Annotated in this window: 20 protein-coding genes; 8 read left to right on the top strand and 12 right to left on the bottom strand. The window is 61.8% G+C overall.

From position 1 onward, the window contains the following. Positions 1 to 8: 8 nt before the first annotated feature. From AC07OF_RS06255 to lon, 3 genes are all read left to right on the top strand, one after another. Positions 9 to 1,367 carry a carbohydrate porin gene (locus tag AC07OF_RS06255; protein ID WP_157191375.1) on the top strand — a complete coding sequence of 453 codons (1,359 nt, stop codon included), beginning with the start codon at positions 9 to 11 and terminating at the stop codon, positions 1,365 to 1,367. Between the two features lie 30 nt (positions 1,368 to 1,397). Then, positions 1,398 to 3,806, top strand: a complete 2,409-nt coding sequence (locus tag AC07OF_RS06260) for a glucose/quinate/shikimate family membrane-bound PQQ-dependent dehydrogenase (RefSeq protein ID WP_157191374.1) — start codon at positions 1,398 to 1,400, stop codon at positions 3,804 to 3,806. Positions 3,807 to 3,937: 131 nt separating this feature from the next. Beyond that, on the top strand, positions 3,938 to 6,361 hold the full coding sequence (lon, locus tag AC07OF_RS06265; RefSeq protein WP_157191373.1) for an endopeptidase La: 2,424 nt from the start codon (positions 3,938 to 3,940) through the stop codon (positions 6,359 to 6,361). A gap of 77 nt (positions 6,362 to 6,438) precedes the next feature. On the opposite strand, the gene AC07OF_RS06270 is transcribed toward lon, so the two are convergent. Further along, positions 6,439 to 7,374 carry a hypothetical protein gene (locus AC07OF_RS06270; protein WP_476446622.1) on the bottom strand — a complete coding sequence of 312 codons (936 nt, stop codon included), beginning with the start codon at positions 7,372 to 7,374 and terminating at the stop codon, positions 6,439 to 6,441. 122 nt (positions 7,375 to 7,496) lie between these two features. Here AC07OF_RS06270 and AC07OF_RS06275 point away from each other — a divergent pair, with 122 nt between their 5' ends. The 3 genes from AC07OF_RS06275 (at position 7,497) to cmoB (ending at position 9,677) form a co-directional block, all read left to right on the top strand. Further along, complete coding sequence (locus tag AC07OF_RS06275) at positions 7,497 to 7,895, top strand: protease inhibitor I42 family protein (RefSeq protein WP_157191371.1); 399 nt, start codon at positions 7,497 to 7,499, stop codon at positions 7,893 to 7,895. An 85-nt stretch (positions 7,896 to 7,980) separates the two neighbouring features. After that, a complete protein-coding gene (cmoA, locus tag AC07OF_RS06280) occupies positions 7,981 to 8,724 on the top strand; it encodes a carboxy-S-adenosyl-L-methionine synthase CmoA (protein ID WP_157191370.1) in 744 nt (247 codons plus the stop codon). Continuing rightward, positions 8,721 to 9,677 (top strand): tRNA 5-methoxyuridine(34)/uridine 5-oxyacetic acid(34) synthase CmoB, encoded by a 957-nt coding sequence (cmoB, locus tag AC07OF_RS06285; RefSeq protein WP_157191369.1) that lies wholly within the window; start codon positions 8,721 to 8,723, stop codon positions 9,675 to 9,677. Before cmoA ends, cmoB begins: the two co-directional genes overlap by 4 nt. A gap of 102 nt (positions 9,678 to 9,779) precedes the next feature. Here cmoB and AC07OF_RS06290 read toward each other — a convergent pair whose 3' ends face one another. From AC07OF_RS06290 to AC07OF_RS06320, 7 genes are all read right to left on the bottom strand, one after another. Then, positions 9,780 to 10,760, bottom strand: coding sequence for an alpha-xenorhabdolysin family binary toxin subunit B (locus tag AC07OF_RS06290; RefSeq protein WP_476446620.1), 981 nt, complete (start codon positions 10,758 to 10,760; stop codon positions 9,780 to 9,782). Between the two features lies 1 nt (position 10,761). Then, complete coding sequence (locus AC07OF_RS06295) at positions 10,762 to 11,958, bottom strand: alpha-xenorhabdolysin family binary toxin subunit A (RefSeq protein WP_157191367.1); 1,197 nt, start codon at positions 11,956 to 11,958, stop codon at positions 10,762 to 10,764. Positions 11,959 to 12,219: 261 nt separating this feature from the next. Beyond that, a complete protein-coding gene (locus AC07OF_RS06300) occupies positions 12,220 to 12,426 on the bottom strand; it encodes a hypothetical protein (protein ID WP_157191366.1) in 207 nt (68 codons plus the stop codon). 98 nt (positions 12,427 to 12,524) lie between these two features. After that, entirely contained in the window at positions 12,525 to 13,847 is a 1,323-nt protein-coding gene (locus AC07OF_RS06305) for an OprD family porin (RefSeq protein ID WP_495072673.1), read from the bottom strand. A 101-nt stretch (positions 13,848 to 13,948) separates the two neighbouring features. Continuing rightward, a complete protein-coding gene (locus AC07OF_RS06310; protein WP_495072674.1) occupies positions 13,949 to 17,110 on the bottom strand; it encodes a CusA/CzcA family heavy metal efflux RND transporter in 3,162 nt (1,053 codons plus the stop codon). 18 nt (positions 17,111 to 17,128) lie between these two features. Next, positions 17,129 to 18,358: an efflux RND transporter periplasmic adaptor subunit gene (locus AC07OF_RS06315; RefSeq protein ID WP_157191363.1), complete on the bottom strand. Its 1,230-nt coding sequence runs from the start codon at positions 18,356 to 18,358 to the stop codon at positions 17,129 to 17,131. 63 nt (positions 18,359 to 18,421) lie between these two features. Then, on the bottom strand, positions 18,422 to 19,675 hold the full coding sequence (locus AC07OF_RS06320; RefSeq protein WP_157191362.1) for a TolC family protein: 1,254 nt from the start codon (positions 19,673 to 19,675) through the stop codon (positions 18,422 to 18,424). A 203-nt stretch (positions 19,676 to 19,878) separates the two neighbouring features. Here AC07OF_RS06320 and AC07OF_RS06325 point away from each other — a divergent pair, with 203 nt between their 5' ends. Further along, positions 19,879 to 20,553: a heavy metal response regulator transcription factor gene (locus tag AC07OF_RS06325; RefSeq protein ID WP_157191361.1), complete on the top strand. Its 675-nt coding sequence runs from the start codon at positions 19,879 to 19,881 to the stop codon at positions 20,551 to 20,553. Next, positions 20,550 to 21,935, top strand: coding sequence for a heavy metal sensor histidine kinase (locus tag AC07OF_RS06330; protein WP_157191360.1), 1,386 nt, complete (start codon positions 20,550 to 20,552; stop codon positions 21,933 to 21,935). The genes AC07OF_RS06325 and AC07OF_RS06330 overlap by 4 nt, the downstream gene beginning before the upstream one ends. Before the next feature lie 74 nt (positions 21,936 to 22,009). On the opposite strand, the gene pdxJ is transcribed toward AC07OF_RS06330, so the two are convergent. From pdxJ to rnc, 4 genes are all read right to left on the bottom strand, one after another. Then, positions 22,010 to 22,735: a pyridoxine 5'-phosphate synthase gene (gene pdxJ, locus AC07OF_RS06335; protein ID WP_232239771.1), complete on the bottom strand. Its 726-nt coding sequence runs from the start codon at positions 22,733 to 22,735 to the stop codon at positions 22,010 to 22,012. A 62-nt stretch (positions 22,736 to 22,797) separates the two neighbouring features. After that, on the bottom strand, positions 22,798 to 23,481 hold the full coding sequence (gene recO / locus AC07OF_RS06340; RefSeq protein WP_157191358.1) for a DNA repair protein RecO: 684 nt from the start codon (positions 23,479 to 23,481) through the stop codon (positions 22,798 to 22,800). A gap of 57 nt (positions 23,482 to 23,538) precedes the next feature. Continuing rightward, positions 23,539 to 24,441 carry a GTPase Era gene (era, locus tag AC07OF_RS06345; RefSeq protein WP_038607646.1) on the bottom strand — a complete coding sequence of 301 codons (903 nt, stop codon included), beginning with the start codon at positions 24,439 to 24,441 and terminating at the stop codon, positions 23,539 to 23,541. Then, complete coding sequence (gene rnc / locus AC07OF_RS06350) at positions 24,434 to 25,123, bottom strand: ribonuclease III (RefSeq protein ID WP_028943430.1); 690 nt, start codon at positions 25,121 to 25,123, stop codon at positions 24,434 to 24,436. Before rnc ends, era begins: the two co-directional genes overlap by 8 nt. Positions 25,124 to 25,270: the final 147 nt, after the last annotated feature.

Below are 25,270 nucleotides of genomic sequence, written 5' to 3' on the forward strand. Positions count from 1 at the left end.
GCTATCTCATGCCTCTGATTCATCGTTTCCGCCTTTCCCCCGCCACCCGGACGCTGTTTTCGGGTCTGGCCATCGCCAGCCTCGCCCCCGGCGCCCAGGCCGCCGCGATGTTCGCCAGCGACTCGCCATGGATGCTCGGCGATTGGGGCGGCACCCGCACGGAGCTGGCTGAACGCGGCTACGACTTCACCCTCGGTTACACCGGCGAGATGGGCGCCAACCTGCACGGCGGTTATGACGACGACCAGACGGCACGCTACAGCGGCCAGTTCGCCCTCGGCACGCACCTGGACCTGCAGAAGATCCTCGGCTGGCACGACGCCGAGTTCCAGCTCACCGTCACCCAGCGCCACGGCGACAACATCAGCAACGACCGCATCAATGACCCACGGGTCGGCGGCTTCACCTCGGCCCAGGAAGTCTGGGGCCGCGGCCAGACCTGGCGGCTGACCCAGATGTGGATCAAGCAGAAGTACTTCGATGGCGCGCTGGATGTGAAATTCGGCCGCTTCGGTCAGGGTGAAGACTTCAACAGCTTCCCCTGCGACTTCCAGAACCTGGCGTTCTGCGGCTCCCAGGTGGGCAACTGGGCCGGTGACATCTGGTACAACTGGCCAGTCAGCCAGTGGGCCCTGCGGGTCAAATACAACCTCACGCCCGAGCTCTACGCGCAGATCGGCGCCTACGAGCAAAACCCTTCGAACCTGGACCGTGGCAATGGCTTCAAGCTCAGCGGCAGCGGCACCCAGGGCGCGGTGGTCCCGGTCGAGCTGGTCTGGAGCCCGGCGGTCAATGGCCTGCCAGGGGAATATCGCGCTGGTTACTACTACAGTAATGCCAAGGCAACTGATGTCTACAAGGACAGCAACGGCCAACCGGCAGCACTGAGCGGCCAGGCTTATCGCAGCAGTTCGAGCAAGCACGGCTTCTGGCTCGGTGCCCAGCAACAGTTGACGTCGCAGGCTTCCGACCACTCCCGTGGCCTGAGCGTGTTCGCCAACGCCACGTTGCACGACAAGAAGACCAATGCCATCGACAACTATGTTTCGGCAGGTGTGGTGTACAAGGGGCCCTTCGACGCCCGCGCCAAGGACGACATCGGTTTCGCCCTGGCCCGCGTGCACGTCAACCCCGCCTACCGCAAGAACGCCAAAGCGCTCAATGAGGCCAACGGTGTCAGCGACTACAACGATCCCCTGTTCCGTCCGATCCAGGACACCGAGTACAGCGCCGAGCTGTACTACGGCATTCACCTGGCCGACTGGCTGACCGTGCGCCCGAACCTGCAGTACATCCGCCACCCCGGTGGCGTGAGCCAGGTCGACGACGCGCTGATCGGCGGGATCAAGATCCAGAGCTCTTTTTAATCGCCCTTTTCACTTAACGGAGAACACACGATGAGCACAGAAGGTGCCCTGAGTAGAACCCGCTGGCTGCCGCGCCTGATTGGCGTGCTGTTGCTGCTGATGGGCCTGGCCCTGCTGGCGGGCGGCATCAAACTGAGCCAGCTCGGCGGCTCGCTGTACTACCTGATCGCCGGGATCGGTTTCGCCCTTTCCGGCATCCTCCTGCTGGCCCTGCGTCGCCACGCTCTGGGCCTGTACGGCCTGGTACTGCTGGGCAGCACGCTGTGGGCACTGTGGGAAGTGGGCCTGGACTGGTGGCAACTGGTGCCGCGTCTGGCCCTGTGGTTCGCCCTGGGTGTAGTCCTGCTGCTGCCATGGGCGCGTCGTCCGCTGCTCGGCAATCCGTCGAAGATCAACCCGGCACTGCTGAGCCTGGCCGTGGTCCTGTCCGGTGCCACCGCCGTCGCCAGCCAGTTCACCCATCCGGGTGAAATCAAGGGCAAACTGGGCCGCGACAGCAGCGGCCTGAGCAGCACTGCGCCGCAAATGCCCGATGGTGAATGGCAGGCTTACGGCCGCACCGAGTTCGGTGACCGCTATTCGCCGCTGCGCCAGATCACCCCGGACAACGTGCACAAGCTGCAGGAAGCCTGGCGTATCCGTACCGGTGACCTGCCAACCGACAACGATCCGGTGGAACTGACCAACCAGAACACCCCGCTCAAGGTCAACGGCATGCTCTATGCCTGCACCGCCCACAGCAAGGTGCTGGCCCTGGACCCGGACACCGGTGCCGAAATCTGGCGCTTCGACCCGCAGATCAAAAGTCCGGTAGGCTTCAAGGGCTTCGCCCACATGACCTGCCGCGGTGTTTCGTATTACGACGAAAACAGCTACCTCAGTGTTGACGGCAGCCCGGCGCCGAAGATCTCCGACGCAGGTCAAGTGGTGGCCCGCGCCTGCCCGCGTCGCCTCTACCTGCCCACCGCCGACGCCCGCCTGATCGCCCTGAACGCCGACACCGGTAAAGTCTGCGAAGGTTTCGGTAACCAGGGTGTAATCGACCTGACCACCGGCATCGGCCCGTTCACGGCTGGCGGCTACTACTCCACTTCGCCTGCGGCGATCACCCGTGAACTGGTGATCATCGGCGGCCATGTGACCGACAACGAGTCGACCAACGAGCCGTCCGGGGTGATTCGCGCCTACGACGTTCACGATGGCCGTCTGGTGTGGAACTGGGACAGCAACAACCCGGACGACACCGCACCATTGGCAGCGGGCAAAACCTACAGCCGCAACTCGGCGAACATGTGGTCGCTGGCCAGTGTCGACGAAAAACTCGGCATGGTCTTCCTGCCCCTGGGCAACCAGACACCTGACCAGTGGGGCGCCGACCGCACCCCGGGCGCCGAGAAGTTCAGCGCCGGCATCGTCGCGCTCGACCTGCGCAACGGCAAGGTGCGCTGGAACTACCAGTTCACCCACCACGATCTGTGGGACATGGACGTCGGCAGCCAGCCAACCCTGCTCGACCTGAAAACCGCCGATGGCGTCAAACCTGCACTGATCGCGCCGACCAAACAGGGCAGCCTGTATGTGCTCGACCGTCGTGACGGCACTCCGATCGTACCGATCCGCGAGATCCCGGCCCCGCAAGGTGCTGTCGAAGGCGACCATACCGCCCCGACTCAAGCCCGTTCCGACCTCAACCTGCTTGGCCCGGACCTGACCGAACAAGCCATGTGGGGCGCCAGCCCGTTCGACCAGATGCTCTGCCGCATCCAGTTCCGCGAGCTGCGCTACGAAGGCCAGTACACCCCGCCGTCGCTGCAGGGCAGCCTGGTGTACCCGGGTAACGTTGGTGTCTTCAACTGGGGCAGCGTTTCAGTCGACCCGGTCCGCCAACTGCTGTTCACCTCGCCGAACTACATGGCCTTCGTCTCGAAGATGGTGCCGCGTGAGCAAGTCGCCGCCGGCAGCAAGCGTGAAAGCGAAACCAGCGGCGTGCAGCCGAACACCGGCGCCCCGTACGCGGTGACCATGCACCCGTTCATGTCGCCTCTGGGCGTACCTTGCCAGGCGCCTGCCTGGGGTTACGTGGCCGGTATCGACCTGACCACCAACCAGGTGGTGTGGAAGCACAAGAACGGTACCAGCCGCGACAGTTCGCCGATCCCGATCGGCCTGCCGATTGGTGTGCCAAGCATGGGTGGCTCGATCGTCACCGCGGGCGGCCTGGGCTTCCTGAGCGGCACCCTGGACCAGTACCTGCGCGCTTACGACACCAACACCGGCAAGGAGCTGTGGAAAGCACGCCTGCCGGCAGGTGGCCAGGCCACGCCGATGACCTACACCGGTAAGGACGGCAAGCAATACGTCCTGGTGACCGCTGGCGGTCATGGTTCGCTGGGAACCAAAATGGGCGATTACGTAATCGCTTACAAATTGGCTGAGTAAAAATCATCGCGGGACAAGCCCGCTCCCACAGGCCTCTGTGGGAGCGGGCTTGTCCCGCGATCAGCCCTAACCATTGAAACACCCCCCAACCCGCCCCATGTAAGCACCATAGTCATATACGCAGGTGCCCCATGAGTGACCAGCAGGATCTACCCGAACGCCCCGAGGAACACGCCGAAGTCGAGCATCCTGAAGCCTCCCGACACACCGGCCACAACCTCGCCCTGCCCGACCAGCAACTGCCGGAAAGGGTCTATGTGATCCCGATCCACAACCGCCCGTTCTTCCCGGCACAAGTACTGCCGGTTATCGTCAATGAAGAACCCTGGGCCGAAACCCTGGACCTGGTGTCCAAGACCCCGCATCACTCCCTGGCGCTGTTCTTCATGGACACCCCACCGGAAGATCACCGCCATTTCGACACCTCAGCCCTGCCGCTGTACGGCACCCTGGTCAAGGTTCACCACGCCAGCCGCGAGAACGGCAAGCTGCAGTTCGTCGCCCAGGGCCTGACTCGCGTACGCATCCGCACCTGGCTCAAACACCACCGCCCGCCGTACCTGGTCGAAGTCGAATACCCGCATCAGCCGAGCGAGCCGACCGACGAGGTCAAGGCTTATGGCATGGCCCTGATCAACGCGATCAAGGAGCTGCTGCCGCTCAACCCGCTGTACAGCGAAGAGCTGAAAAACTACCTCAACCGCTTCAGCCCCAACGATCCGTCGCCGCTGACCGACTTCGCCGCGGCGCTGACCTCGGCCACCGGCAACCAGCTGCAGGAAGTACTCGACTGCGTGCCGATGCTCAAGCGCATGGAAAAAGTCCTGCCAATGCTGCGCAAAGAGGTCGAAGTCGCGCACCTGCAGAACGAGATTTCTGCCGAGGTGAACCGGCAGATCGGCGAGCATCAGCGCGAGTTCTTCCTCAAGGAGCAGCTCAAGGTCATCCAGCAGGAACTGGGCCTGACCAAAGACGACCGCAGTGCCGATCTGGAACAGTTCGAACAGCGTTTGCAGGGCAAGACGTTGCCTGCCGCCACGAAAAAACGCATCGACGAAGAGATGAGCAAACTGTCGATTCTCGAGACCGGCTCCCCTGAGTACGCCGTCACCCGCAACTACCTGGACTGGGCCACGGCCCTGCCCTGGGGCGTGTATGGCAAGGACAAGCTCGACCTCAAGCACGCACGCAAGATCCTCGACCAGCACCATGCCGGGCTCGACGACATCAAGGACCGGATCCTCGAATTCCTTGCCATCGGCGCCTGGAAAGGTGAAATCAGCGGTTCCATCGTCCTGCTGGTCGGCCCGCCCGGGGTCGGCAAAACCAGCATCGGCAAATCCATCGCGCAATCCCTGGGCCGTCCGTTCTATCGCTTCAGCGTCGGCGGTATGCGCGACGAGGCCGAGATCAAAGGCCATCGGCGCACCTACATCGGCGCCCAGCCGGGCAAACTGGTGCAGGCGCTCAAGGACGTCGAGGTGATGAACCCGGTAATCATGCTCGATGAGATCGACAAGATGGGCCAGAGCTACCAGGGCGACCCCGCCTCGGCGCTGCTGGAAACCCTCGATCCCGAGCAGAACGTCGATTTCCTCGACCATTACCTCGACCTGCGCCTGGATCTGTCCAAGGTGCTGTTCGTGTGCACCGCGAACACCCTCGACTCGATCCCCGGGCCGCTGCTCGACCGCATGGAAGTGATTCGCCTGTCCGGCTACATCACCGAAGAAAAACTGGCTATCGCCAAGCGCCACCTGTGGCCCAAGCAGCTGGAAAAAGCCGGTGTGGCCAAATCCAGCCTGAGCATTACCGACAGCGCCCTGCGCATGGTCATCGAAGGCTATGCCCGCGAGGCCGGTGTACGTCAGCTGGAAAAGCAGCTGGGCAAACTGGTGCGCAAGGCGGTGATGCAACTGCTGGAAAACCCCGAAGCGAAGATCAAGATCGGCAGCAAAGATCTCGAAGCCTCTCTGGGCATGCCGGTGTTTCGCAGCGAGCAGGTATTGTCGGGCAAAGGCGTGATTACCGGCCTTGCCTGGACCAGCATGGGCGGCGCTACCCTGCCGATCGAAGCAACACGCATCCACACCCTCAACCGCGGCTTCAAGTTGACCGGCCAGCTGGGTGATGTAATGAAGGAGTCGGCGGAAATCGCCTACAGCTATGTCAGCGCCAACCTGATCAAGTACGGCGGTGAACCCTCGTACTTCAATGAAGCCTTCATCCACCTGCATGTGCCCGAAGGCGCCACGCCCAAGGACGGCCCCAGCGCCGGGGTGACCATGGCCAGCGCCCTGCTGTCCCTGGCCCGCGACCAGGCACCGAAGAAAGGCGTGGCGATGACCGGCGAGCTGACCTTGACCGGGCAGGTCCTGCCGATTGGCGGGGTACGCGAGAAGGTCATTGCGGCACGGCGGCAGAAAATCTTTGAACTGATCCTGCCGGAAGCCAACCGCGGCGACTTCGAAGAGTTGCCCGACTACCTCAAGGAAGGCCTGAGCGTGCACTTTGCCAAGCGCTTCAGTGATGTGGCGAAAGTGTTGTTTAGTTGAGGCCAGCTCAAGCCTGAATGCGGGCATGGAAAGCCCGCAGCAGTACTGTCAGCGATGTCTGAGTGGCGCCAAGCGGCTCATGAGTGAAACCGGGTGAGCTTGCGGTTCATCTCCAGGGCAATTTGCTCGATGGTGCTCCACTGCCCCAGAAACCTGCCAAAGTAGATTGCGAACCGGGCCAGTTGCTGGCCCGTGGTGATTTGCCGAAGCCGTTCAGCCGACGCATCGATGAAGACAGTGAGGCTTTGCCAGGCTGAATGAAAATGTGAAGAAGCGGTCACCACTTCCCTTAGAAGCACTTCCATTTTCTGAAGTCGCTCTGACAGATCGGCCAAATCTTCACGTAAGTACTGTACCGCCCCACTCGCCTTTTGACGCTTGATCGCCTCGGTTTTTGTTGCCACCAAGGGCAATAGTTTTTCACGCGCGTGATCTCGAAACTGCTCGATTTCCTCGCGAACTGCACTCACACGCCGAGCGAAAAGATCCACGTCTTCGCGCAGGACTTCCATACAGTCAACCAGGTCCAGGACCCGGCGTTTGTCGTCCGTACCAAGACTGATCGGTTTGTCGAAACGAAGGGTGTCCCACGCCTCTCTCCTCTTACCCAGGGCGCTGCTTTTTTCGAGAAGCACCAATACCTCGTCACCTGTGGTATTGATGCCATTGGCACTGGCAGCCAACTCGAAGCCGAGTTTCCTGCTGTTGTCGGCAAGCGTTGTCCAGCTGCGTCCGTGTTGTTGCAACTGTTTGTGCATGTCGCCCATGCTGTTCGGCATCAGCGCCGGCTCGGCGATGGTGGAATAGCCCAGCCAGCGAATCAGTGCATCCTGGGCAACAGGCAGGCTGAAGACATGGTTTGCATACTGGTTGAGGGTGACGATGTGCTCCCTCGTCAGGGTCAGTCCCCCTTCCTCAGGCCCATCGCGCTCTGCCATGGCCTGAATAAGGTTCCCGGGCAGCAGTTCAGCCTCTTTCTGCAATGTGTCAAAATCCTTTTGTGTACTGCTCATAATCATGTCCCTGTTGATAGGCCAAGCCGGCCTGGGACCTTCAAACTATTACGGCTGCGTACTGCCCAGCAGAGGGCAGGCTTTCCTGAAAGCCAAAGCCAGCCTGAATGAATGGATTATCAATGAAGATCAACTGCAAATTGCTGGTCCTTGGCCTGCCCCTCCTGGCAGCCTGTTCACAAACCCCGAGCAAACACGACAACGTGGTGCTGGAAAAGTCGAGCCAGTGCCCTATCCGCCTGGAGATGGATCAGACCCTCACCCTGACCTTGCCCAGCAACCCCAGCACCGGCTATCGCTGGCTGCTGCAGAACCCCGCTGCGGGCATCCTGCGCAGCCTGGGCCCTGAGGTCTACAGCCATCCAGAAGATGCCGGGATCGTCGGCAGTGCGGGAGAATCGACCTGGCGCTTCCTGGCCCAGGCAGCAGGTGAGGGGCATTTGCTGCTGGTTTACCAGCAGCCTTGGGCCCCGGAGGTGCGTCCGGTGCAGACGTTCGACTGCGCAATCACGGTGAAGTAGCAGCGCTGGTCAGCCAGGCCATGCATCTGGCGGCCAGTTTGGCTAAAATGCCCGACTTTTACCGCCTAATGCCTGGATTGCCCCCGTGAGCAAAGAACCCGACCGCCTATTCGCCCAGCCACTTGGCCAGGTGCCCGACTTCGCCTTCAACGAAGACGTGGTGCGGGTGTTCCCGGACATGATCAAGCGCTCGGTGCCCGGCTATCCGACTATCGTCGAGAACCTCGGTGTACTGGCTGCCCAGTTCGCCCAGCCGAACACCGCCCTGTATGATCTGGGCAGCTCACTGGGGGCGGTGACGCAGGCCCTGCGCCGCCACGTGCGCAGCGACGGTTGCCGGGTGATCGCCATCGACAACTCGGCAGCCATGGTCGAGCGCTGCCGGCAATACCTCAATGCCCAGGACTCGATGTTCCAGGAGCTGCTGCCGGTCGAGGTGATCGAGGGCGATATCCTTGCTCTGGAGTTCCAGCCTGCCTCGGTGGTGGCAATGAACTTCACCCTGCAGTTCATCGCCCCCGAGCAGCGCCTGGAGCTGCTCGCGCGTATCCGCCAGTCGCTGCTGCCGGGCGGTGCACTGATCCTCTCGGAGAAGCTGCGCTTCAACGACCCGGACGAACACGCCCTGCTCACTGACCTGCATGTCGCCTTCAAACGCGCCAATGGCTATAGCGAACTGGAAATCGCCCAGAAGCGCAGCGCCATCGAGAACGTGATGAAACCCGACAGCCTTGAAGAACACCGCGAACGCCTGCTGGCAGCCGGTTTTTCCAAGGTCGTGCCCTGGTTCCAATGCCTTAACTTTGCCTCGTTGATTGCCTTGCCATGATTGATCTTTCCCCACTGGTCCGCCGCCTGGCGGGCACCCCCCTGGCGCAATGGTCACAAGGCCTGCAAGCGCAACTCGACGCCAAGATGGAGAAAGGTCACGGCGACCTGGAGCGTTGGCAGAATGCCCTGGACGCGCTGCCGGCGCTGGTGCCGAGCAAAGTCGACCTGGTCAACGGCCTGAACCTCGATTGCGACTGTGACCAAGGCACCCGCGATCGCATGCGCCAGGCGTTGATGGGCTTGTCGCCATGGCGCAAGGGCCCGTTCGACCTGTTCGGCGTGCATGTCGATACCGAGTGGCGCTCGGACTGGAAATGGTCACGGGTCGCCCCGCACCTGGATCTCAAGGGCAAGCGCATTCTCGATGTCGGCTGCGGCAACGGTTACTACCAGTGGCGCATGCTCGGTGCCGGTGCCGACAGCGTAATCGGCGTCGATCCCAACTGGCTGTTCTTCTGCCAGTTCCAGGCGGTTCAGCGCTACTTGCCAGAGCTGCCTGCCTGGCACCTGCCCTTCGCCCTGGAAGACCTGCCGGCCAATCTCGAAGGCTTCGACACGGTGTTTTCCATGGGCGTGTTCTACCACCGCCGCTCGCCCATCGAGCACCTGCTGGCGCTCAAGGACTGCCTGGTAAAAGGCGGCGAACTGGTGCTGGAAACGCTGGTGGTCGAGGGCGACGAACATCAGGTGCTGGTGCCAGAAGACCGCTATGCGCAGATGCGCAACGTCTGGTTCCTGCCTTCGGTGCCGGCTCTGGAGCGCTGGCTGCGCCGCGCCGGTTTCAGTGATGTGCGCTGCGTCGATGTCAGCGTCACCAGCATCGAGGAGCAACGCAGCACCGAGTGGATGCGTTACCAGTCGCTCAGCGATTTCCTCGACCCCGCCGACCACAGCCGTACCATCGAAGGGTTGCCTGCGCCGCGTCGGGCAGTGCTGGTGGCACGCAAGTAAGGGCTGAACAAGCAGCGACCGGACTGGCCAGGAACTAGCCAGTCCGGTCGCAAGCCCCCTTCAGCCTGGTGCGTTCAGGCCCTGCATCCGGGCAAAGGTCACTCAGCCCCGAGGTTGCTCATAAACTCTGCGGACCTGTACAAGATAACCCCGCAGTACATCCAGCGACGCGCTCAGTGAGCGCAGCTCAGTGGCGCTTTTCACGATGTTCAGGCGCTGCTGCCAGCCCTGATGAAGTTTGCGCCCTTCGATCAGCCATTTATCCCGCCACCCCATCACCTTGGTAATGCCCGGCAGCTCGGAGATCTCCCGCTCGATCGTCTCCAGAGCTTGCCGCTGAGTGGACAGCACTGCTTGCTGCTCCTTGATTTGCAAGACCAGAACGTCCCGAGCCTTGAGCAAGTCACTAAACTTGCGGCCTTCCCCGATGATATCCAGACTGGCGTTGAACTTCTTCACGCCCTGCTTGAACAGGTCTGGATCGAGCGAGGGGTTTTGCACCTGTTTGAACAACAGATCCAGCTCTTCCTCCCGAGGAACCAGCCCCTTGATCACGTCTTTGATGCCAGGAGCCTGGAACAGTGCAATGAGCTCATCCAGGTCCTTTTTGCGTTGTTCCAGTTGTTGAACTATCTGCAGCTGTCGCTCAACACGGATCTTCTGTTCATCGCGATCCTTGGCCAGCATGCCAGCACGCGTCCCTACATCCGGCAAATTGAACGCAGTTAACCTGCCAAGCTTGCTATCTATACTCTGGCAAAGGGTATCCAGACGGCTGTATACGCGCAGCAGATCTTCCTCCATGTCCTTTTCTAACTCGCTTCGCTGCCCGGATGCACTATCACCCACCCGCAGGAGATCCGGCCACGGCTGGTTGTTGAGCATGATCACTCCCCGCAGGACATGATCAGACAACAGCGCGTCGGTTTCTCGAACCAGGGCCAACAGATCCCCGAGCTTCTCCCGCACCGAAGGTAAAAGCGAGTCGGTATCACTGCCGAGCAAGCGAGAGATATTCTCCTGCAGCGTTCGCATTGCGTTTACATCGGGAACTACAGCTTCCGGGCTGGTTTGACGGTCCATGTCAGTTCTCCTCAACATAACGGTCTACTACTTCATTGAACACTTCAGAAAGTTGTTGGGATTTGCTACGAATCGATTTCCAGGGACGAATCACACGCTCAAACCGCAAGGCGAATCGCGCCAGGCTGACATCCGTATCGATCCGTTCAAGGTCGCGCTGCGACTCGTCGGCATACACACTGAGCGTGTTCCACACATCCTCCAGATTTTTCGCCGCTGACTCGACCTCAACCAGGCGCAGCTCCAGGTCACGCAGTAGCGTCATGGTGATTTGAAACTTGCCGATCTCAGGCTCCAGCTCCCCGAGCGTTTCAGCCAATTGCTTTCGCTGCTCGATGCACTGATTCTTCTCCTTCCTGACCGTTTCGGCTTGAGAACCGTAAATCCCGCCGGTGATCGCCACACCGACAGGTCCAAACCAAAGCCCGGCGAGGGTGTAGCCGACAAGTGACGTGTACGCCTCGGTCTTCTCGGTAATCAGCTGATCCAATCGCAGCAGCTGCTGGTTCATCTCATCAAGCTTGTCCTTGTCTGCTTTGCCATTGAATCCTCGCAGAAGTCCTTCAGCCTTAGGCCGAAGATTGTCCACAACATCGCGGGCGAACCTGTTGGCCCGATCTTTGACAGAGGTGATGCGCTGGATCGCCAGACTAATGTCTTCCGCTATCACTGCCAGGTATTCCGTCATCGAGTGTATGACCTGGACATGCTCCATCGGCTCCAGGCGCCTTGCCTGAACATGCTCCAGTACCTGCTCGTCCAGCCCCCGCAAGAGGTTTGCGTTGCGAATTGCCTCCGACTCACTGATCCCCCTGAGCAACGCATGCCCATCCGACGTGAAGTTCGTGGCGAAGTTGTCAAGTTGAGTTCCGAGGGTCTTGGTCTCCTGCTCCAATACATTCCATCCCGACACGTGCCGGCGTAGATCCTCGTAGAACAGGTGAATTTCCTCGGGATCGATCTCCAGCAGTACGAAGTTCATCGATCGCTGCAGACTCTCCCGGTCCGGTGGCAACCTGCGCACTACGCTGGCATAGCGCTTGATTGCCAGGAGGTTATCCCGGGTAAAAATCAGCGCTGGATCCAGACTGGACGCACTGCCGGTGATGGCCTCGAAGTACTGCTGGGGTACCCGCTCAGCTTTTTGCTGTACATCCATTCCGACAAGAGATTCGTTCTCTGTCATATCCAGGGTCATGATGAGCTCCTCATTTATCCTGAAACGTATTTAGGCCACCGAGATCAGGTGATCTGGCGGACTGCTCGACACTACGTTCCAGGCAGCGCTGGCGCAGCCATCTGCATGGCTTCGCCGACTACAGAAAACTCGATGAAGAGGCGCGGAGTAATGCCACCAGACTGTCATCCGGACGGGTAATGCGCAGATAAAAAAGGCGCCCATATGGGCGCCAAAATTCACCTTTACCAAAGGAGCGGGGAGCTATCAAGGTGAATGGAGCTACTCTTTGACCACCTGCTGCTGAGCGTTGGCGCGCTTCTGCGCGTCGGAGCTGACAACCGCCTGATCCTGCTTGCCGTGGATCTGCTCCTGACTCAGGCGAAACTTTTCCCAGAACTGTTTCGAACGTTCCGCGCCGCCTTCGGCCAGCGCGGCACCACTGCCAAGGGCCAGAACGCCCATCAATGCATACTTGATCAGGCTCATGTTGCTCACCTCGTGATTGAATTTCAGTACGGTTCAATCTTACGAAGGGCAAGCTAACGACAAGGTGAGCAGGACATTACAGTGTTGCAATAAACGCCCTACAACAGGGTCAGCGGGTACTCCACTATCAGGCGCACTTCGTCCAGGTCCGACTCGAACGCCGTGGCCCGGGTGGTGGCCTGACGCATGCGCAGCGACAGGTCTTTGAAGGTGCCCGACTGCACCACATATTTCGCCTCGATATCGCGTTCCCAGCGCTTCTGCCCGGTCAGTGGATTACCCTCGGCATCACGGCGCATGTACACCGCGTTGGCATCGGAATAATCAGCGTCACTGCCACGCCCGTAGCGGGTCATGAAGGTCAGGCCCGGTACGCCATAGCTGGCCATGTCCAGGTCGTAGCGCAGCATCCACGAGCGTTCCTTGGGTGAGTTGAAGTCGCTGTACTGGATCGAGTTGTCCAGGTAGATCGAGTCGGACTGGCGCAGGTAGTCGAAGTCGTTGTCGCCCTGGTTGCGTTGATGGGACAACGCCAGGGTATGGGCGCCATAGCTGAATCCGGCCCGGGCACTCCAAATGTCGTTGTCGAAGCTGCCGAGCAATTGCTGGCCCTGATCCTTGGCCTTGTAATAATTGAAACCGCTGAAAACGCTGAGCTGTTCGGAGATCGGGTACTGATAGCTGACGCCTGCGTAGTACTGATCCCAGGCATCCTTCAGGCGACTGCTGTAGAGACTCAGGCTGAGGTTGTCCGTGGCCTGATAATCGCCGCCGAAGTAGCCTAGCCAGGGCGAGTCGACCGGACCTGCGTAAAAGGTCTCGAAGCCGTCACGGTTGTTGCTCGATAGCGGCTGGCTCATGGCATGCAGGCGCCCGCCCTGCAAGGTGAAGTTCTCCAGGGTGGTGTTTTCCAGGGTCCAGCCGCTGAAGCTTTCCGGCAGCAGGCGAGAGTCGCCAAAATGCACCACCGGCGTAGTCGGGAACACGTCACCCACTTTGATTTCGGTGTCGAACAGGCGCGCCTTGAGGGCGCCGCCCAGCTTGCTGAAGTTGCTTGCGGTGTCGCCGTTGCTATCGACCGGCAGCATATCGAACGAGCTGCGCCCGCCACTGCGGCCATCGCCACTGTCGAGCTTGAGCGCGAGCATGGCATAGGCGTCGAGGCCAAAGCCGACGGTGCCCTCAGTGTAGCCCGACTGGAATCGGGCGATAAACGCCTGGGCCCAGGCTTCGGCATAACCGGCCTTGCCGGTGGGTGACTCGCCGCCCTTGCGATAGTCACGATTGAAATAGAAATTGCGACTGAGCAGCGTCAGGCTACTGTCCTCGACAAAGCCCGCGGGCTCGACGGAGGCATAGCTGACTGAGCAACTGGCCAGGGCCAGGACGCCGGTGATACAGGTTGTGGTTTTATTCCCCATCTTCAACTCCTGATTATTCGCCGTAATACGCACGACGGCCGCTGATGCGGCCGCCGTGGGTATCCTGACAAGGGCTGAATAACTCGAAGATGAGCGTGAAATTACAGTTTCGTCACTTCACCGGCGTCGTCTTCTTCGTCCCTACGGTGAGCCCGGTAGTACAACGCTGGCAGCACCAGCAAGGTCAAGGCGGTGGAGGACAGAATCCCGCCGATCACCACGGTCGCCAGCGGTCGCTGCACCTCGGCGCCAGTGCCGGTGGCCAGGGCCATGGGAATAAAGCCCAGGGAAGCCACCAGCGCGGTCATCAGTACGGGTCGCAGGCGGGTCAGCGCACCTTCATCGATGGCCTGGCGCAGTGTCCGCCCCTGCTCGCGCAAACCACGGATAAAGGCAATCATCACCAGGCCGTTGAGTACCGCCACACCCGACAAGGCAATGAAACCGACCCCGGCCGAAATCGACAGCGGAATATCCCGTAGCCACAACGCCACCACCCCTCCGGTCAAGGCAAAAGGAATACCGGTGAACACCAGCAAACCGTCCTTGAGGTTGTTGAACATCATGAACAGCAGGCCGAACACCAGCAGCAAGGCCACCGGCACCACCACCTGCAGACGCTGCGCCGCCGACTGCAACTGCTCGAACTGACCGCCCCAGCGCGTCCAGTAACCGGCCGGGATGCTGACCTGGCTATCGATGCGCTCACCGGCCTCCTCGACAAACGAGCCGATATCACGCCCGCGCACGTTGGCACTGACCACCACCAGGCGTTTGCCGTCTTCACGGCTGATCTGGTTGGGGCCCTGGACCAGCTGCAGGCTGGCGACATCGGCCAGGGTGATAAAGCCGATCTGGCCATTGCCGGCAGCACCTGCCGGCACCGGGATCAACAACTGCGACAAGCCGTCGATGTCGGTGCGCAGGTTGTCGGACAGACGCACTACCATGTCGAAGCGACGGTCGCCCTGGTACAGGGTGCCGGCCTGACGTCCGCCTACCGCCACGGCGATGGTGTCTTGCACATCGCCGACATTGAGTCCGTAGCGCGCCGCCTTGTCGCGATCGACGTCAATGGTCAGCACCGGCAATCCCGAGGTCTGCTCGACCTTGACTTCCGACGCCCCCGGCACCGCCTGCAGCGCCGCGGCAATCTGTGCGGCGGTGCGGTTGAGCTGATCCATGTCGTCGCCGAAGATCTTCACCGCGACATCACTGCGCACGCCGGAAATCAGCTCGTTGAAGCGCAACTGGATCGGTTGTGACAGCTCGTAGTTGCTGCCCGGCACGCGGGCACTGGCGCGCTGGATATCGGCGATCAGTTGCTCGCGCGACTTGCCCGGATCCGGCCACTGGTCTTGCGGCTTGAGCATCACATAGCTGTCGGAGATGTTCGGTGGCATCGGGTCAGAAGCGATCTCGGCGGTACCGGTCCGTGCGAACACCCGCTCGACCTCGGGCACCTGGCTCAACACACTCTGTTCCAGTTGCTGCTGCATGGCCACCGACTGGCTCAGGCTGGTACCGGGCACGCGCAACGCCTGCAGGGCGAAATCACCTTCGCTCAAGCTCGGCACGAACTCGCTGCCCATGCGACTGGCCAACACACCGGACAACAGCACCATCACCGCGGCCAGGCTGAACGCCAGCGACCGATGGCCCATCACCCACTGCAACAGCGGTGCGTAGCCACGCTTGGCGCTGCGCATCAGCAAGTTCTCGTCTTCCTTGACCTTGCCGGTGACGAACAGGGCAATCGCCGCGGGCACGAAGGTCACCGACAGCAACATGGCACCGAGCAAGGCAATCACCACGGTGAACGCCATCGGGTGGAACATCTTGCCCTCGACGCCGCTCAGGGCAAAGATCGGCAAGTACACCACCATGATGATCAACTGCCCGTAGATCAGCGGCCGACGTGCTTCGCGGGCAGCATTGAAGACTTCATGGAAGCGTTCGGAGCGGGTCAGCAGGCGCCCATGGTGCTGCTGGGCATGGGCCAGGCGGCGGATCGCATTCTCGACGATCACCACCGCGCCATCGACGATGATGCCGAAGTCCAGCGCGCCGAGGCTCATCAGGTTGGCGCTGACCTTGTTGCTGAACATCCCGGTGAAGGTAAACAGCATCGACAGTGGGATGATCATCGCGGTGATCAACGCGGCGCGGATGTTGCCGAGGAACAGGAACAGAATCACGATCACCAGGATCGCGCCTTCGATCAGGTTCTTCTTCACCGTGGCAATGGCTTTATCGACCAGATTGGTGCGGTCATAGACCGTCACCGCGCTGACCCCGGCCGGCAGTGAGCGGTTGATTTCCACCAGTTTCTGCGCCACCGCCTGGGACACTGTGCGGCTGTTCTCGCCAATCAGCATGAACACCGTGCCGAGCACCACTTCGCGGCCATTCTCGGTCGCTGCACCGCTGCGCAGCTCTTTTCCGATGCCGACTTCAGCGACATTGCGCACACGGATGGGGGTACCGTCGATGTTGGCCAGGACGATGTTGGCAATATCCTCGATCCCGGCCAGTTGCCCCGGCGCGCGGATCAGCAACTGTTCGCCGCGGCGCTCGATGTAACCGGCACCGACGTTGGCATTGTTGCGCTCCAGGGCGGTGAGCAAATCGGCCAGGGTCAGTTTGTAGGAGGCCAGGCGTTTGGGATCGGGGGCTATCTGATACTCCTTGGCAAAGCCGCCGATGGTGTTGATCTCCGCGACCCCGCGCACGTTGCGCAGTTGCGGTTTGATGATCCAGTCCTGGATCTCGCGCAGGTCGGTGGGCGTGTACGGGCTGCCGTCCTCCTTGCGCGCATCCTCGGCGGCTTCCACCGTCCACAGGAAGATCTCGCCCAGGCCGGTGGAGATCGGCCCCATCGCGGCCTCGACACCTTCCGGCAGTTGCCCGCGCGCCTGTTGCAGGCGCTCGTTGACCAGTTGCCGGGCGAAGAACAGGTCGGTGCCTTCCTCGAAGATCACCGTTACCTGGGACAGGCCCGAACGCGACAGCGAGCGGGTTTGCTCAAGGCCCGGCAAGCCGGCCATGGCCGTCTCGATGGCGAAGGTGATGCGTTGTTCGGTTTCCAGCGGCGAGAAGCCCGCCGCCTGGGTGTTGATCTGGACCTGGACGTTGGTAATGTCCGGAACCGCATCGATCGGCAGTTTCTGATAGCTGGCCACACCGAGCGCGGCCATCAGCAGCACCGCCAGCAGCACCATCAGGCGCTGCTCGATGGCAAATTGAATAAGGCGTTCGAACATGAGAGGTACTCGCGCGGGTCAGTGGGCGTGCTCGGCGCTGGCCTTGCCCAGCTCCGACTTGAGAACGAAGCTGCCCAACGCCGCCACCTGCTGACCGGCTTGCAGGCCCTTGCGGATTTCGACATAGCCATTGGCACTGGCGCCCAGCTCCACCGCCTGGGCGACGAAGCCCTCGGTGGTACGTACGAACACGGTGGGCTTTTCTTCGAGGCTCTGGATCGCCTGATCGGGTACGGCAAGGCTGGCGGCGATGGTCTCGCCCGGCACCTGCACGGCCACGAACAAGCCCGGACGCCAGGCGCCACGCGGGTTGTCGAGGGTGACACGAACGCTGGCGGTGCGGGTCTGCTCACCGAGCAGGCTGCCGACATGACTGATGCGCCCTTCAACCTGCTCGCCCAGCTCGCTGGCGACAATGTTTACCGCCATACCGGCGCGGACCTTGCCCAGGTCTCGCGGTGCCACACCAAAGGTCGCCCACACCCGCGAGAGGTCGGACAAGGTGAAGGCGGCACTGGTCTCATTGACCACCTCACCCGGCACCAGATGCTTCTCGACGATCTGCCCGGCAAACGGCGCGCGCAGTTCGTAACGATTGCCGCCGGCCAGCACCGTGGTGCCGCTCAGGGCGCTGATTTTCTGCCGGGCGTTGGCCTGGGCAATCTCGGCCTCCTGCAGGGCCTGACGGGCTTGCAGGTAGTCCTGCTCGGCGGAAATACCTTCCTGCCACAGGTCCTTTTCGCGCTGATAGGTGCTGCGCGCCAGCTCCAGACGCCGCTGACTCGCCGCCAGTTCGCTGCGCTGTTCGGAGATCTGCGGGCTGGCGATCACCGCCAGCAAGTCACCGGCCTTGACCTGCTGACCGAGTACCACCGCGACCGACTCGACCACCCCGGCCGCTCTCGGCACCATATGCGCGGTGCGGTCTTCATCGAAGCGGATCTCACCCGGCAGCGACAGGCTGCGTTGCAACTGGCGTGGTGCGGCAGCGGCCAGTTCGATCCCGGCCAGTGTGATCTGCTCCTGGCTCAGGGTGATCGCACCCTCTTCTTCCGTGTGCCCCGATTCAGATTCGGCATGCCCGTGCTCGCCTTTCTCTTCCTCATCGTGATCACCTTCAGCATGATCGTGGCTGGACGCTGGCGCTGCCGCCTGCGGCTGCGGACCGGTCTGACGCGTCAGCAGCACGCCCAGCCCCAGGCCCAGCAACAAGGCAGCGATCAGCAGCGTTGTGGACTTCTTGTTCATGCAGTCTCCTTAGCGGTCACCGCTGAACGCGGTGTCAATCAAAGCGGGGAAAGTCAATCAGGCTCAGCGGCTGGCCAGGCTCAGGTCGCCGAAAATGCGCTCCAGACGCACTCGCGCTTCACTGCGCTGGGCCTGGGCCTGGAGGTACTGCAGGCGTGCGGCAACCAAGGTGCGCTGGGCATCGAGCACATCGAGAAAAGCGAACTTGCCGCGCTCGAAGCCACGTGTGGCGGCGTCCACCGCCTGTTGCGCCGAAGGCAGGATCGAGCGGTCGAAGTCCTGCACCTCCTGGGCGGCGGTGCTCCACTGGGCCAGGGCCTGGATCACTTCACTGCGCAGCCGCAGTTCGGCGCCATTGCGCTGGTCGCGGGCCTGATCGGCACGGCGGGCGGCGGCGAGGATGTTGCCCTGATTGCGGTCGAACAGCGGTATCGGCAACGACAGCCCGACCACATTGACGCGCTCGCGCTCGGCTTCGTCGTACTGGCTACCGACACTCACGGTCAGGTCGGGAATCCGTTGCCTGCGCGCAAGGTTCAGGGCGGCATCTGTCTGATCGATCTGCGTGCGCGCCAGACGCATGTCCGGCGTTTGCTCCAGGCGTTCAAGCAGCTGGGTGCGGCTCGGCACGTCGGGCTCCTGCTTGCCAACGCTTTCGACCCGGCTGAACTCGGCCATGGGTGCTCCGGTCGCGGCCGCCAATTGCTGATAGGCAACGGTCAGCGCCTGTTCGGCACGCCCTAGCTCCAGGCGCACTTCAGACAGTTGCACCTGCGCCCGCGTCGCCTCCACCGGCGAGGCGCTGCCGGCCTTGACCCGCCCCTGCACCACTTGCAACGCCCGCTCGCTCAAACGCAGTGATTGTTCGGCCAGTTGCAGGCCTTGCTGGGCCTGCACCGCCGCCTCGAAGGCGCCGATCACTTCGGCACGCAGGGCGTTGCCCTGGCGTTCAAGCTCCAGTCCCGCCAGCTCCGAATCGCGTCCGGCCACGCCCAGCCGCGCACCGCGCTTGCCGCCCAGCTCGAACATCTGACTGACGCTGACCGTGGTGGTCTGCGAGCCGTTGCGGGTGTCTTCGACCTCCCAGCTCAGCTCGGGGTTGGGCAGCACTCCCGCCTGGCGTCGTTCACCTTCGGCGATATCGATGCCCCAACGTGCGACCGCCAGCTCAGGATTGTTGGCCTGGGCGGTTCGCAGGGCATTGTCGAGGGTCAGCACAGGGCCTTGGGCCAATGCCACAGAGGGCAAGGCCAGCAATACCAGCGTCAGCAGAATGCGGCCACGGCCTGTGCCGGGCCTGTCCAGGGTGCGAAACATGGCGGACTCCTGCGCCTTTTTTGGAGCCCGCACTGTAGTAATCGGGGTTTATCCCCAAGATGACTCGAAAATTACAAATCTGTAATCCAGCCAATGCCCTGCACAAGATGACTTAGTATCCGCCGCTTGATGCCCTTCAGCCCTTGACCTTCCAGTTACTTCAGGGTTGAGAATCACCGCCTTTCACACCACCGAGTCATTTCATGCGCTTACTGATTATCGAGGACGAGCTTCGCACCGCCGATTACCTGCAACAGGGTCTGAGCGAAAACGGCTACATCGTCGATTGTGCCCACAGCGGCGCCGACGGCCTGCACCTGGCCCGCCAGCAGGCCTACGACCTGATCATTCTCGACGTCAACCTGCCCGAGCTCGATGGCTGGACCGTGCTGCAGCGCCTGCGCGCCGACTCCAGCACGCGGATCATGATGCTCACCGCCCACGGCCGGCTCTCGGACCGGGTCAAAGGCCTCGATCTGGGCGCCGACGACTACATGCTCAAGCCCTTCGAGTTTCCTGAATTGCTGGCGCGTATCCGCAGCCTGTTGCGGCGTAACGACCAGGCCCTGCAACCGAATACCCTGAAAGTCGCCGACCTGGAGCTGGACCCAGGTCGGCACCGTGCTTACCGCGGCGGCCAGCGTATCGACCTGACGGCCAAGGAGTTCGCCCTGCTGCACCTGCTGATGCGCCAGAGCGGCGAAGTGTTGTCGCGCACCCAGATCATTTCGCTGGTGTGGGACATGAACTTCGATTGCGACACCAACGTGGTTGAAGTCTCGATCCGCCGCTTGCGCGCCAAGATCGATGACCCCTTCGACAACAAACTGATCCACACCCTGCGCGGCGTCGGCTACGTGCTTGAGGCACGCGAATGAAACCGGCGCGGCTTTCCCTGCGTCTGGGCCTGAGTGTCAGCCTGATGGGGGCTGCGCTGGTCTTGCTCATGGCCTGCCTGGCGGTACTTGCCCTGGACCACGAACTGGACAGTCGGGCGCGCAAAAGCCTGACGGCGAAAATGGCGCAGATCGAACACGGCCTGAACATCGACCTCAAGTCCGGTGACCTGCAAACGTCGGCGCACCCGCTTCTGGATGTGGTGATGGGCCATGACAACCTGAGCCTGAGCGTGATCGCCCTGACCGGCCGACATTCAGCCCTGTTGACCCTCGGGCCGGGACTCGAAGCCGAGGCCCTGCTGCAGATTCCCGGTAGCCCCGAGCTGGCCTTTCAGCAATGGCGCGACAGCGATGACAATCACCTGCTGACCGCCTCGCGGCTGATGCGTTTGCAGGACGGCACCGATGTTCGCGTGTTGCTCACGGTCAACCTTGCCGACGACCACAGCCTGTTGCAGGCCTACCTGCGCTCAACGTTGCTGGCTCTGCCTTTGCTGGTGCTGTTGATCGGTTTTGGCGCCTGGAAGCTGGTACAACGCGGCCTGACGCCACTGCGCAGGTTCAGCCAGATCGCCGGGCAGGTTTCTGCCCAGCAACTGGCCTTGCGCCTGCCACTGGATGACTTGCCCCTGGAGCTGAAGGAACTGGCCCATGCCATGAATGTCATGCTCGACCGGCTCGATGGCGGCGTGCAGCAACTCTCGCAGTTCTCTGACGACCTCGCCCATGAGCTGCGCACGCCGATCGGCAACCTGATGGGCAAGGCCCAGGTGACCCTGAGCCGGGAGCGTCCCGTCGAGCAATACAAGGAAGTGCTGGAAGCCAGTATCGAAGAGCTGACCCGGCTCAACCGGATCATCAATGACATGCTGTTTCTCGCCCAGGTCAGTCAGCCTCACGCCCAGTTGCCGCTCAAACCGGTAAACCTGGCCGATGAAGCCAAGCGCGTCAGTGAGCTGTTCGAGTTCAGCAGCGAGCAGAAAGACATCAGCCTGCGCCTGCACGGCTGGGGCTCGATCATGGCTGATCGGTTGATGGTGCAACGGGCGTTGTCGAATCTGTTGAGCAATGCCATTCGCCATAGCCCTGAGGGGCTGCCGATCGATATTGCGGTAGAGCGCTGTGGGGATGAAGTCCGCCTGTCAGTGGAGAACCAGGGGCCGGGTATTGAGCAGGCCCATCTGCCGCATCTGTTCGAACGCTTTTACCGGGCGGGATCAGGACGATCGCGGCTGGAGGGGGGGACCGGATTGGGGTTGGCGATTGTGAAATCGATCATGCAAGTGCATGGCGGGCGGGTTGAGGTGAGCAGTGAGGTGAATGGGTTGACTCGGTTCAGTCTGGTTTTCCAGGGTTCGTAGACTGCATCGCGGGGCAAGCCCGCTCCCACCGGTCATCACACTCCTGGTGGGAGCGGGCTTGCCCCGCGATGTTTTTAATGACGGCTAGCCGCCATGATCAACGCCTTCATCTCCGCCACCGCCGACTTGAAGCCAACGAACAGTGCATGTGCCACCAGCGCATGACCAATATTCAGCTCGTTGATGCCCTTGATCGCCGCAACCGCTTCAACGTTGTGGTAATGCAGGCCATGACCGGCGTTGACGATCAGCCCCTGGGCCAAACCAAAGGCCACGCCGTCGGCAACGCGCTTGAGTTCTTCAGCCACCTCAGTCGGGGTTTCGGCATCAGCATAGCGGCCGGTGTGCAGCTCGATCGCCGGTGCACCCACACGACGCGAGGCTTCGATCTGACGCTCATCGGCATCGATGAACAGCGACACTTCCGACCCCATGCGCGACAGGCGTTCGACCGCAGCCTTGATCCGCGCTTCCTGACCGGCCACATCCAGGCCACCTTCGGTGGTCAGTTCCTGGCGAGTTTCCGGGACCAGGCAGATGTGCGCCGGGCGGATACGCTCGGCGAAGGCCATCATTTCTTCGGTCACACCCATTTCGAAGTTCATGCGCGTCTGCAGCACGTCCTTGAGCACCAGCACGTCGCGCTCCTGGATATGCCGGCGATCTTCGCGCAGGTGCACAGTGATGCCGTCGGCGCCCGCCTCTTCGGCGTCCAGCGCGGCCTTGACCGGGTCGGGGTAGCGCGTGCCACGCGCCTGGCGCAGGGTCGCCACGTGGTCGATGTTCACGCCGAGGAGCATGCGGTTGCTTTGAGTCACGAAGAGGCTCTCCTGAAGATTGAGCCTGACAGCATACGACGTGCTCAGCGCTTGCGAAACAGTTCCCGACTGACCAGTGGCCGTCCACCCAGGTGCACGGCCAGCGCCTGGCGCATCAGGCGCTTGGCCGCACTCAAGGCACCGGGGACATTCCAGTCGGCTTCGGCCATGGCCGCCAGCTCGTCACCACGGAACAAACCGGGCTGCAGCAGGTAGACCCGTTCAAGCCCGGCGTCCACCTGCAGACGGTACAGGCCATCGACGACCAGAGGCTCGCCATTGATGTCCTGATCGAGGGCAAAGCCGTAGCCCAGTTCATCCAGCAAGCGCCACTCGAAGGCCCGCAGCAGCGGTTCCAGCGGCCGCCCGGCAGCCAACGCCTGCAGAGTTGCCGCGTAGTGCTCGAACACCACCGGATGCGGATCCTCGGCGGGCAACAGGCGAATCAGCAGTTCATTGAGGTACAGGCCACTGAACAACGCATCGCCATTGAGCCAGGCGGCCACGCCGACGCTGTCCAGGCGGCCGACGGTCTTCAGCTCGCCACGGCCACGAAACTCGACTTCAAGGGGAACGAAAGGCCGGGCCTGGCTGCCGCCCTTGCCACGCGCACGGCGCAGCACCGCGCGCAGGCGCCCTTGCGGGGTGAGGAAGTCCACCAGCGCACTGGTTTCACGGTAGGCCCGGCTGTGCAGCACGTAGGCCGGTTGGCCAACTGGCAGTTCCATGAGCAGCGCTTCAGAAAAGGTTCGACCCGACAGCGGACGCTGCCGGGCCTGATGCGATCAGAGGTCGCCGTAGCCCAGCGATCGCAGGGCGCGTTCGTCGTCGGACCAGCCGCCTTTGACCTTGACCCAGAGATTGAGCATGACCTTGGCGTCGAACAGCACTTCCATGTCCTTGCGCGCCTCGGAGCCGATACGCTTGATGCGCTCACCCTTGTCGCCAATGATGATCTTCTTCTGGCCGTCACGCTCGACCAGGATCAGCGCATGGATGTGCAGGATCTTGCCCTGCTGCTTGAACTCTTCGATTTCCACGGTGATCTGGTATGGCAGCTCTGCACCGAGCTGACGCATGATCTTTTCGCGTACCAGCTCAGCGGCCAGGAAGCGGCTGCTGCGGTCGGTGATCTGGTCTTCCGGGAAGAAGTGATCGTTTTCCGGCAGGTGCTTGGCGATCAGGCCTTCCAGCGCTTCGAGGTTGTGCCCCTGCTGCGCGGAGATCGGCACGATCTCGGCGTTCGGCAGTTGCTCCTGCAGCCACTGCAGGTGCGGGATCAGCTCGGCTTTCTCTTCGATCCGGTCGGTCTTGTTGATCGCCAGGATCACCGGGCCCTGCACGTACTGCACGCGCTCCAGCACCAGCTGGTCTTCGTCGGTCCACTTGGTACGGTCGACCACGAAGATCACCACGTCGACGTCCTTGAGGGCGGCCGAGGCGGTCTTGTTCATGTAGCGGTTGAGCGCCTTTTCGTTGCTCTTGTGCATACCCGGGGTATCGACGTAGATCGCCTGGATATCACCCTCGGTCTTGATTCCCAGCATGTTGTGCCGGGTGGTCTGCGGCTTGCGCGAGGTGATCGCCAGCTTCTGGCCGAGAATGTGGTTGAGCAGGGTCGATTTGCCGACGTTCGGGCGGCCGACAATGGCGACATAGCCGCAACGGGTGGTGTTCGTATCAGTCATTGCCATTCTCCACGCCCAGGGCGATCAGTGCTGCGGCGGCCGCGACTTGCTCGGCAATACGCCGGCTGACGCCCTGCCCTCGGCTTTTTTCAGTCAAAAGGGTCACTTCGCATTCGACGAAAAACGTCCGGCAATGGGGTTCACCTTGAATATCCACCACTTCGTAACGCGGCAGCTCGCAGGCCCGCGACTGCAAAAACTCTTGCAGACGGGTTTTCGGGTCTTTGTTGGTATCGACCAGGGTCAGGCTTTCGAACTCGCCAGTCAGCCAGGCCAGCACGCGTTCGCGGGCGGTCTGCATGTCCGAGTCGAGGTAGATTGCACCGATCAACGCCTCAAGGGCGTCAGCCAGGATCGATTCGCGGCGAAAACCACCGCTTTTCAGCTCACCGGAGCCCAGGCGCAGGTATTCACCGAGGTCGAAACCACGGGCCAGCACGGCCAGGGTCTCGCCCTTGACCAGCCGTGCGCGCAAGCGCGACAGCTGGCCTTCGCGGGCCTGGGGAAAGCGCTCGAACAGCGCTTCGCCAGCGACGAAGTTAAGGATCGCATCGCCGAGAAACTCGAGGCGTTCGTTGTTGCGCCCGGCAAAACTGCGGTGCGTCAGGGCCAGCAGCATCAGCTCCTGGTTCTTGAAGGTGTATCCGAGCTGGCGCTCGAGGCGGCTCAAAGAAACGCTCACAGTGTACCCACGCGCAGTTCGTGGTCGATATTCAACGCTTTGTTCAAATCAACATCCTGAAAGACTATTTGGCTCACGCCCATCGGCATCGGCGGCACAGGTGGATCCGCAGATCCCTCTGAACACAGCCTATGCCAGAAATGCATT

Source organism: Pseudomonas sp. GW821-FHT10B02 (assembly GCF_059415665.1).

Bases quoted from the DNA above. Each gene is read 5' to 3' on its own strand.
- AC07OF_RS06255 (WP_157191375.1), top strand. From the start codon at position 9: ATGCCTCTGATTCATCGTTTCCGCCTTTCCCCCGCCACCCGGACGCTG.
- AC07OF_RS06260 (WP_157191374.1), top strand. From the start codon at position 1,398: ATGAGCACAGAAGGTGCCCTGAGTAGAACCCGCTGGCTGCCGCGCCTG.
- lon (WP_157191373.1), top strand. From the start codon at position 3,938: ATGAGTGACCAGCAGGATCTACCCGAACGCCCCGAGGAACACGCCGAA.
- AC07OF_RS06270 (WP_476446622.1), bottom strand. From the start codon at position 7,374: ATGAGCAGTACACAAAAGGATTTTGACACATTGCAGAAAGAGGCTGAA.
- AC07OF_RS06275 (WP_157191371.1), top strand. From the start codon at position 7,497: ATGAAGATCAACTGCAAATTGCTGGTCCTTGGCCTGCCCCTCCTGGCA.
- cmoB (WP_157191369.1), top strand. From the start codon at position 8,721: ATGATTGATCTTTCCCCACTGGTCCGCCGCCTGGCGGGCACCCCCCTG.
- AC07OF_RS06290 (WP_476446620.1), bottom strand. From the start codon at position 10,760: ATGGACCGTCAAACCAGCCCGGAAGCTGTAGTTCCCGATGTAAACGCA.
- AC07OF_RS06295 (WP_157191367.1), bottom strand. From the start codon at position 11,958: ATGACCCTGGATATGACAGAGAACGAATCTCTTGTCGGAATGGATGTA.
- AC07OF_RS06300 (WP_157191366.1), bottom strand. From the start codon at position 12,426: ATGAGCCTGATCAAGTATGCATTGATGGGCGTTCTGGCCCTTGGCAGT.
- AC07OF_RS06305 (WP_495072673.1), bottom strand. From the start codon at position 13,847: ATGGGGAATAAAACCACAACCTGTATCACCGGCGTCCTGGCCCTGGCC.
- AC07OF_RS06310 (WP_495072674.1), bottom strand. From the start codon at position 17,110: ATGTTCGAACGCCTTATTCAATTTGCCATCGAGCAGCGCCTGATGGTG.
- AC07OF_RS06315 (WP_157191363.1), bottom strand. From the start codon at position 18,358: ATGAACAAGAAGTCCACAACGCTGCTGATCGCTGCCTTGTTGCTGGGC.
- AC07OF_RS06320 (WP_157191362.1), bottom strand. From the start codon at position 19,675: ATGTTTCGCACCCTGGACAGGCCCGGCACAGGCCGTGGCCGCATTCTG.
- AC07OF_RS06325 (WP_157191361.1), top strand. From the start codon at position 19,879: ATGCGCTTACTGATTATCGAGGACGAGCTTCGCACCGCCGATTACCTG.
- AC07OF_RS06330 (WP_157191360.1), top strand. From the start codon at position 20,550: ATGAAACCGGCGCGGCTTTCCCTGCGTCTGGGCCTGAGTGTCAGCCTG.
- pdxJ (WP_232239771.1), bottom strand. From the start codon at position 22,735: ATGCTCCTCGGCGTGAACATCGACCACGTGGCGACCCTGCGCCAGGCG.
- recO (WP_157191358.1), bottom strand. From the start codon at position 23,481: ATGGAACTGCCAGTTGGCCAACCGGCCTACGTGCTGCACAGCCGGGCC.
- era (WP_038607646.1), bottom strand. From the start codon at position 24,441: ATGACTGATACGAACACCACCCGTTGCGGCTATGTCGCCATTGTCGGC.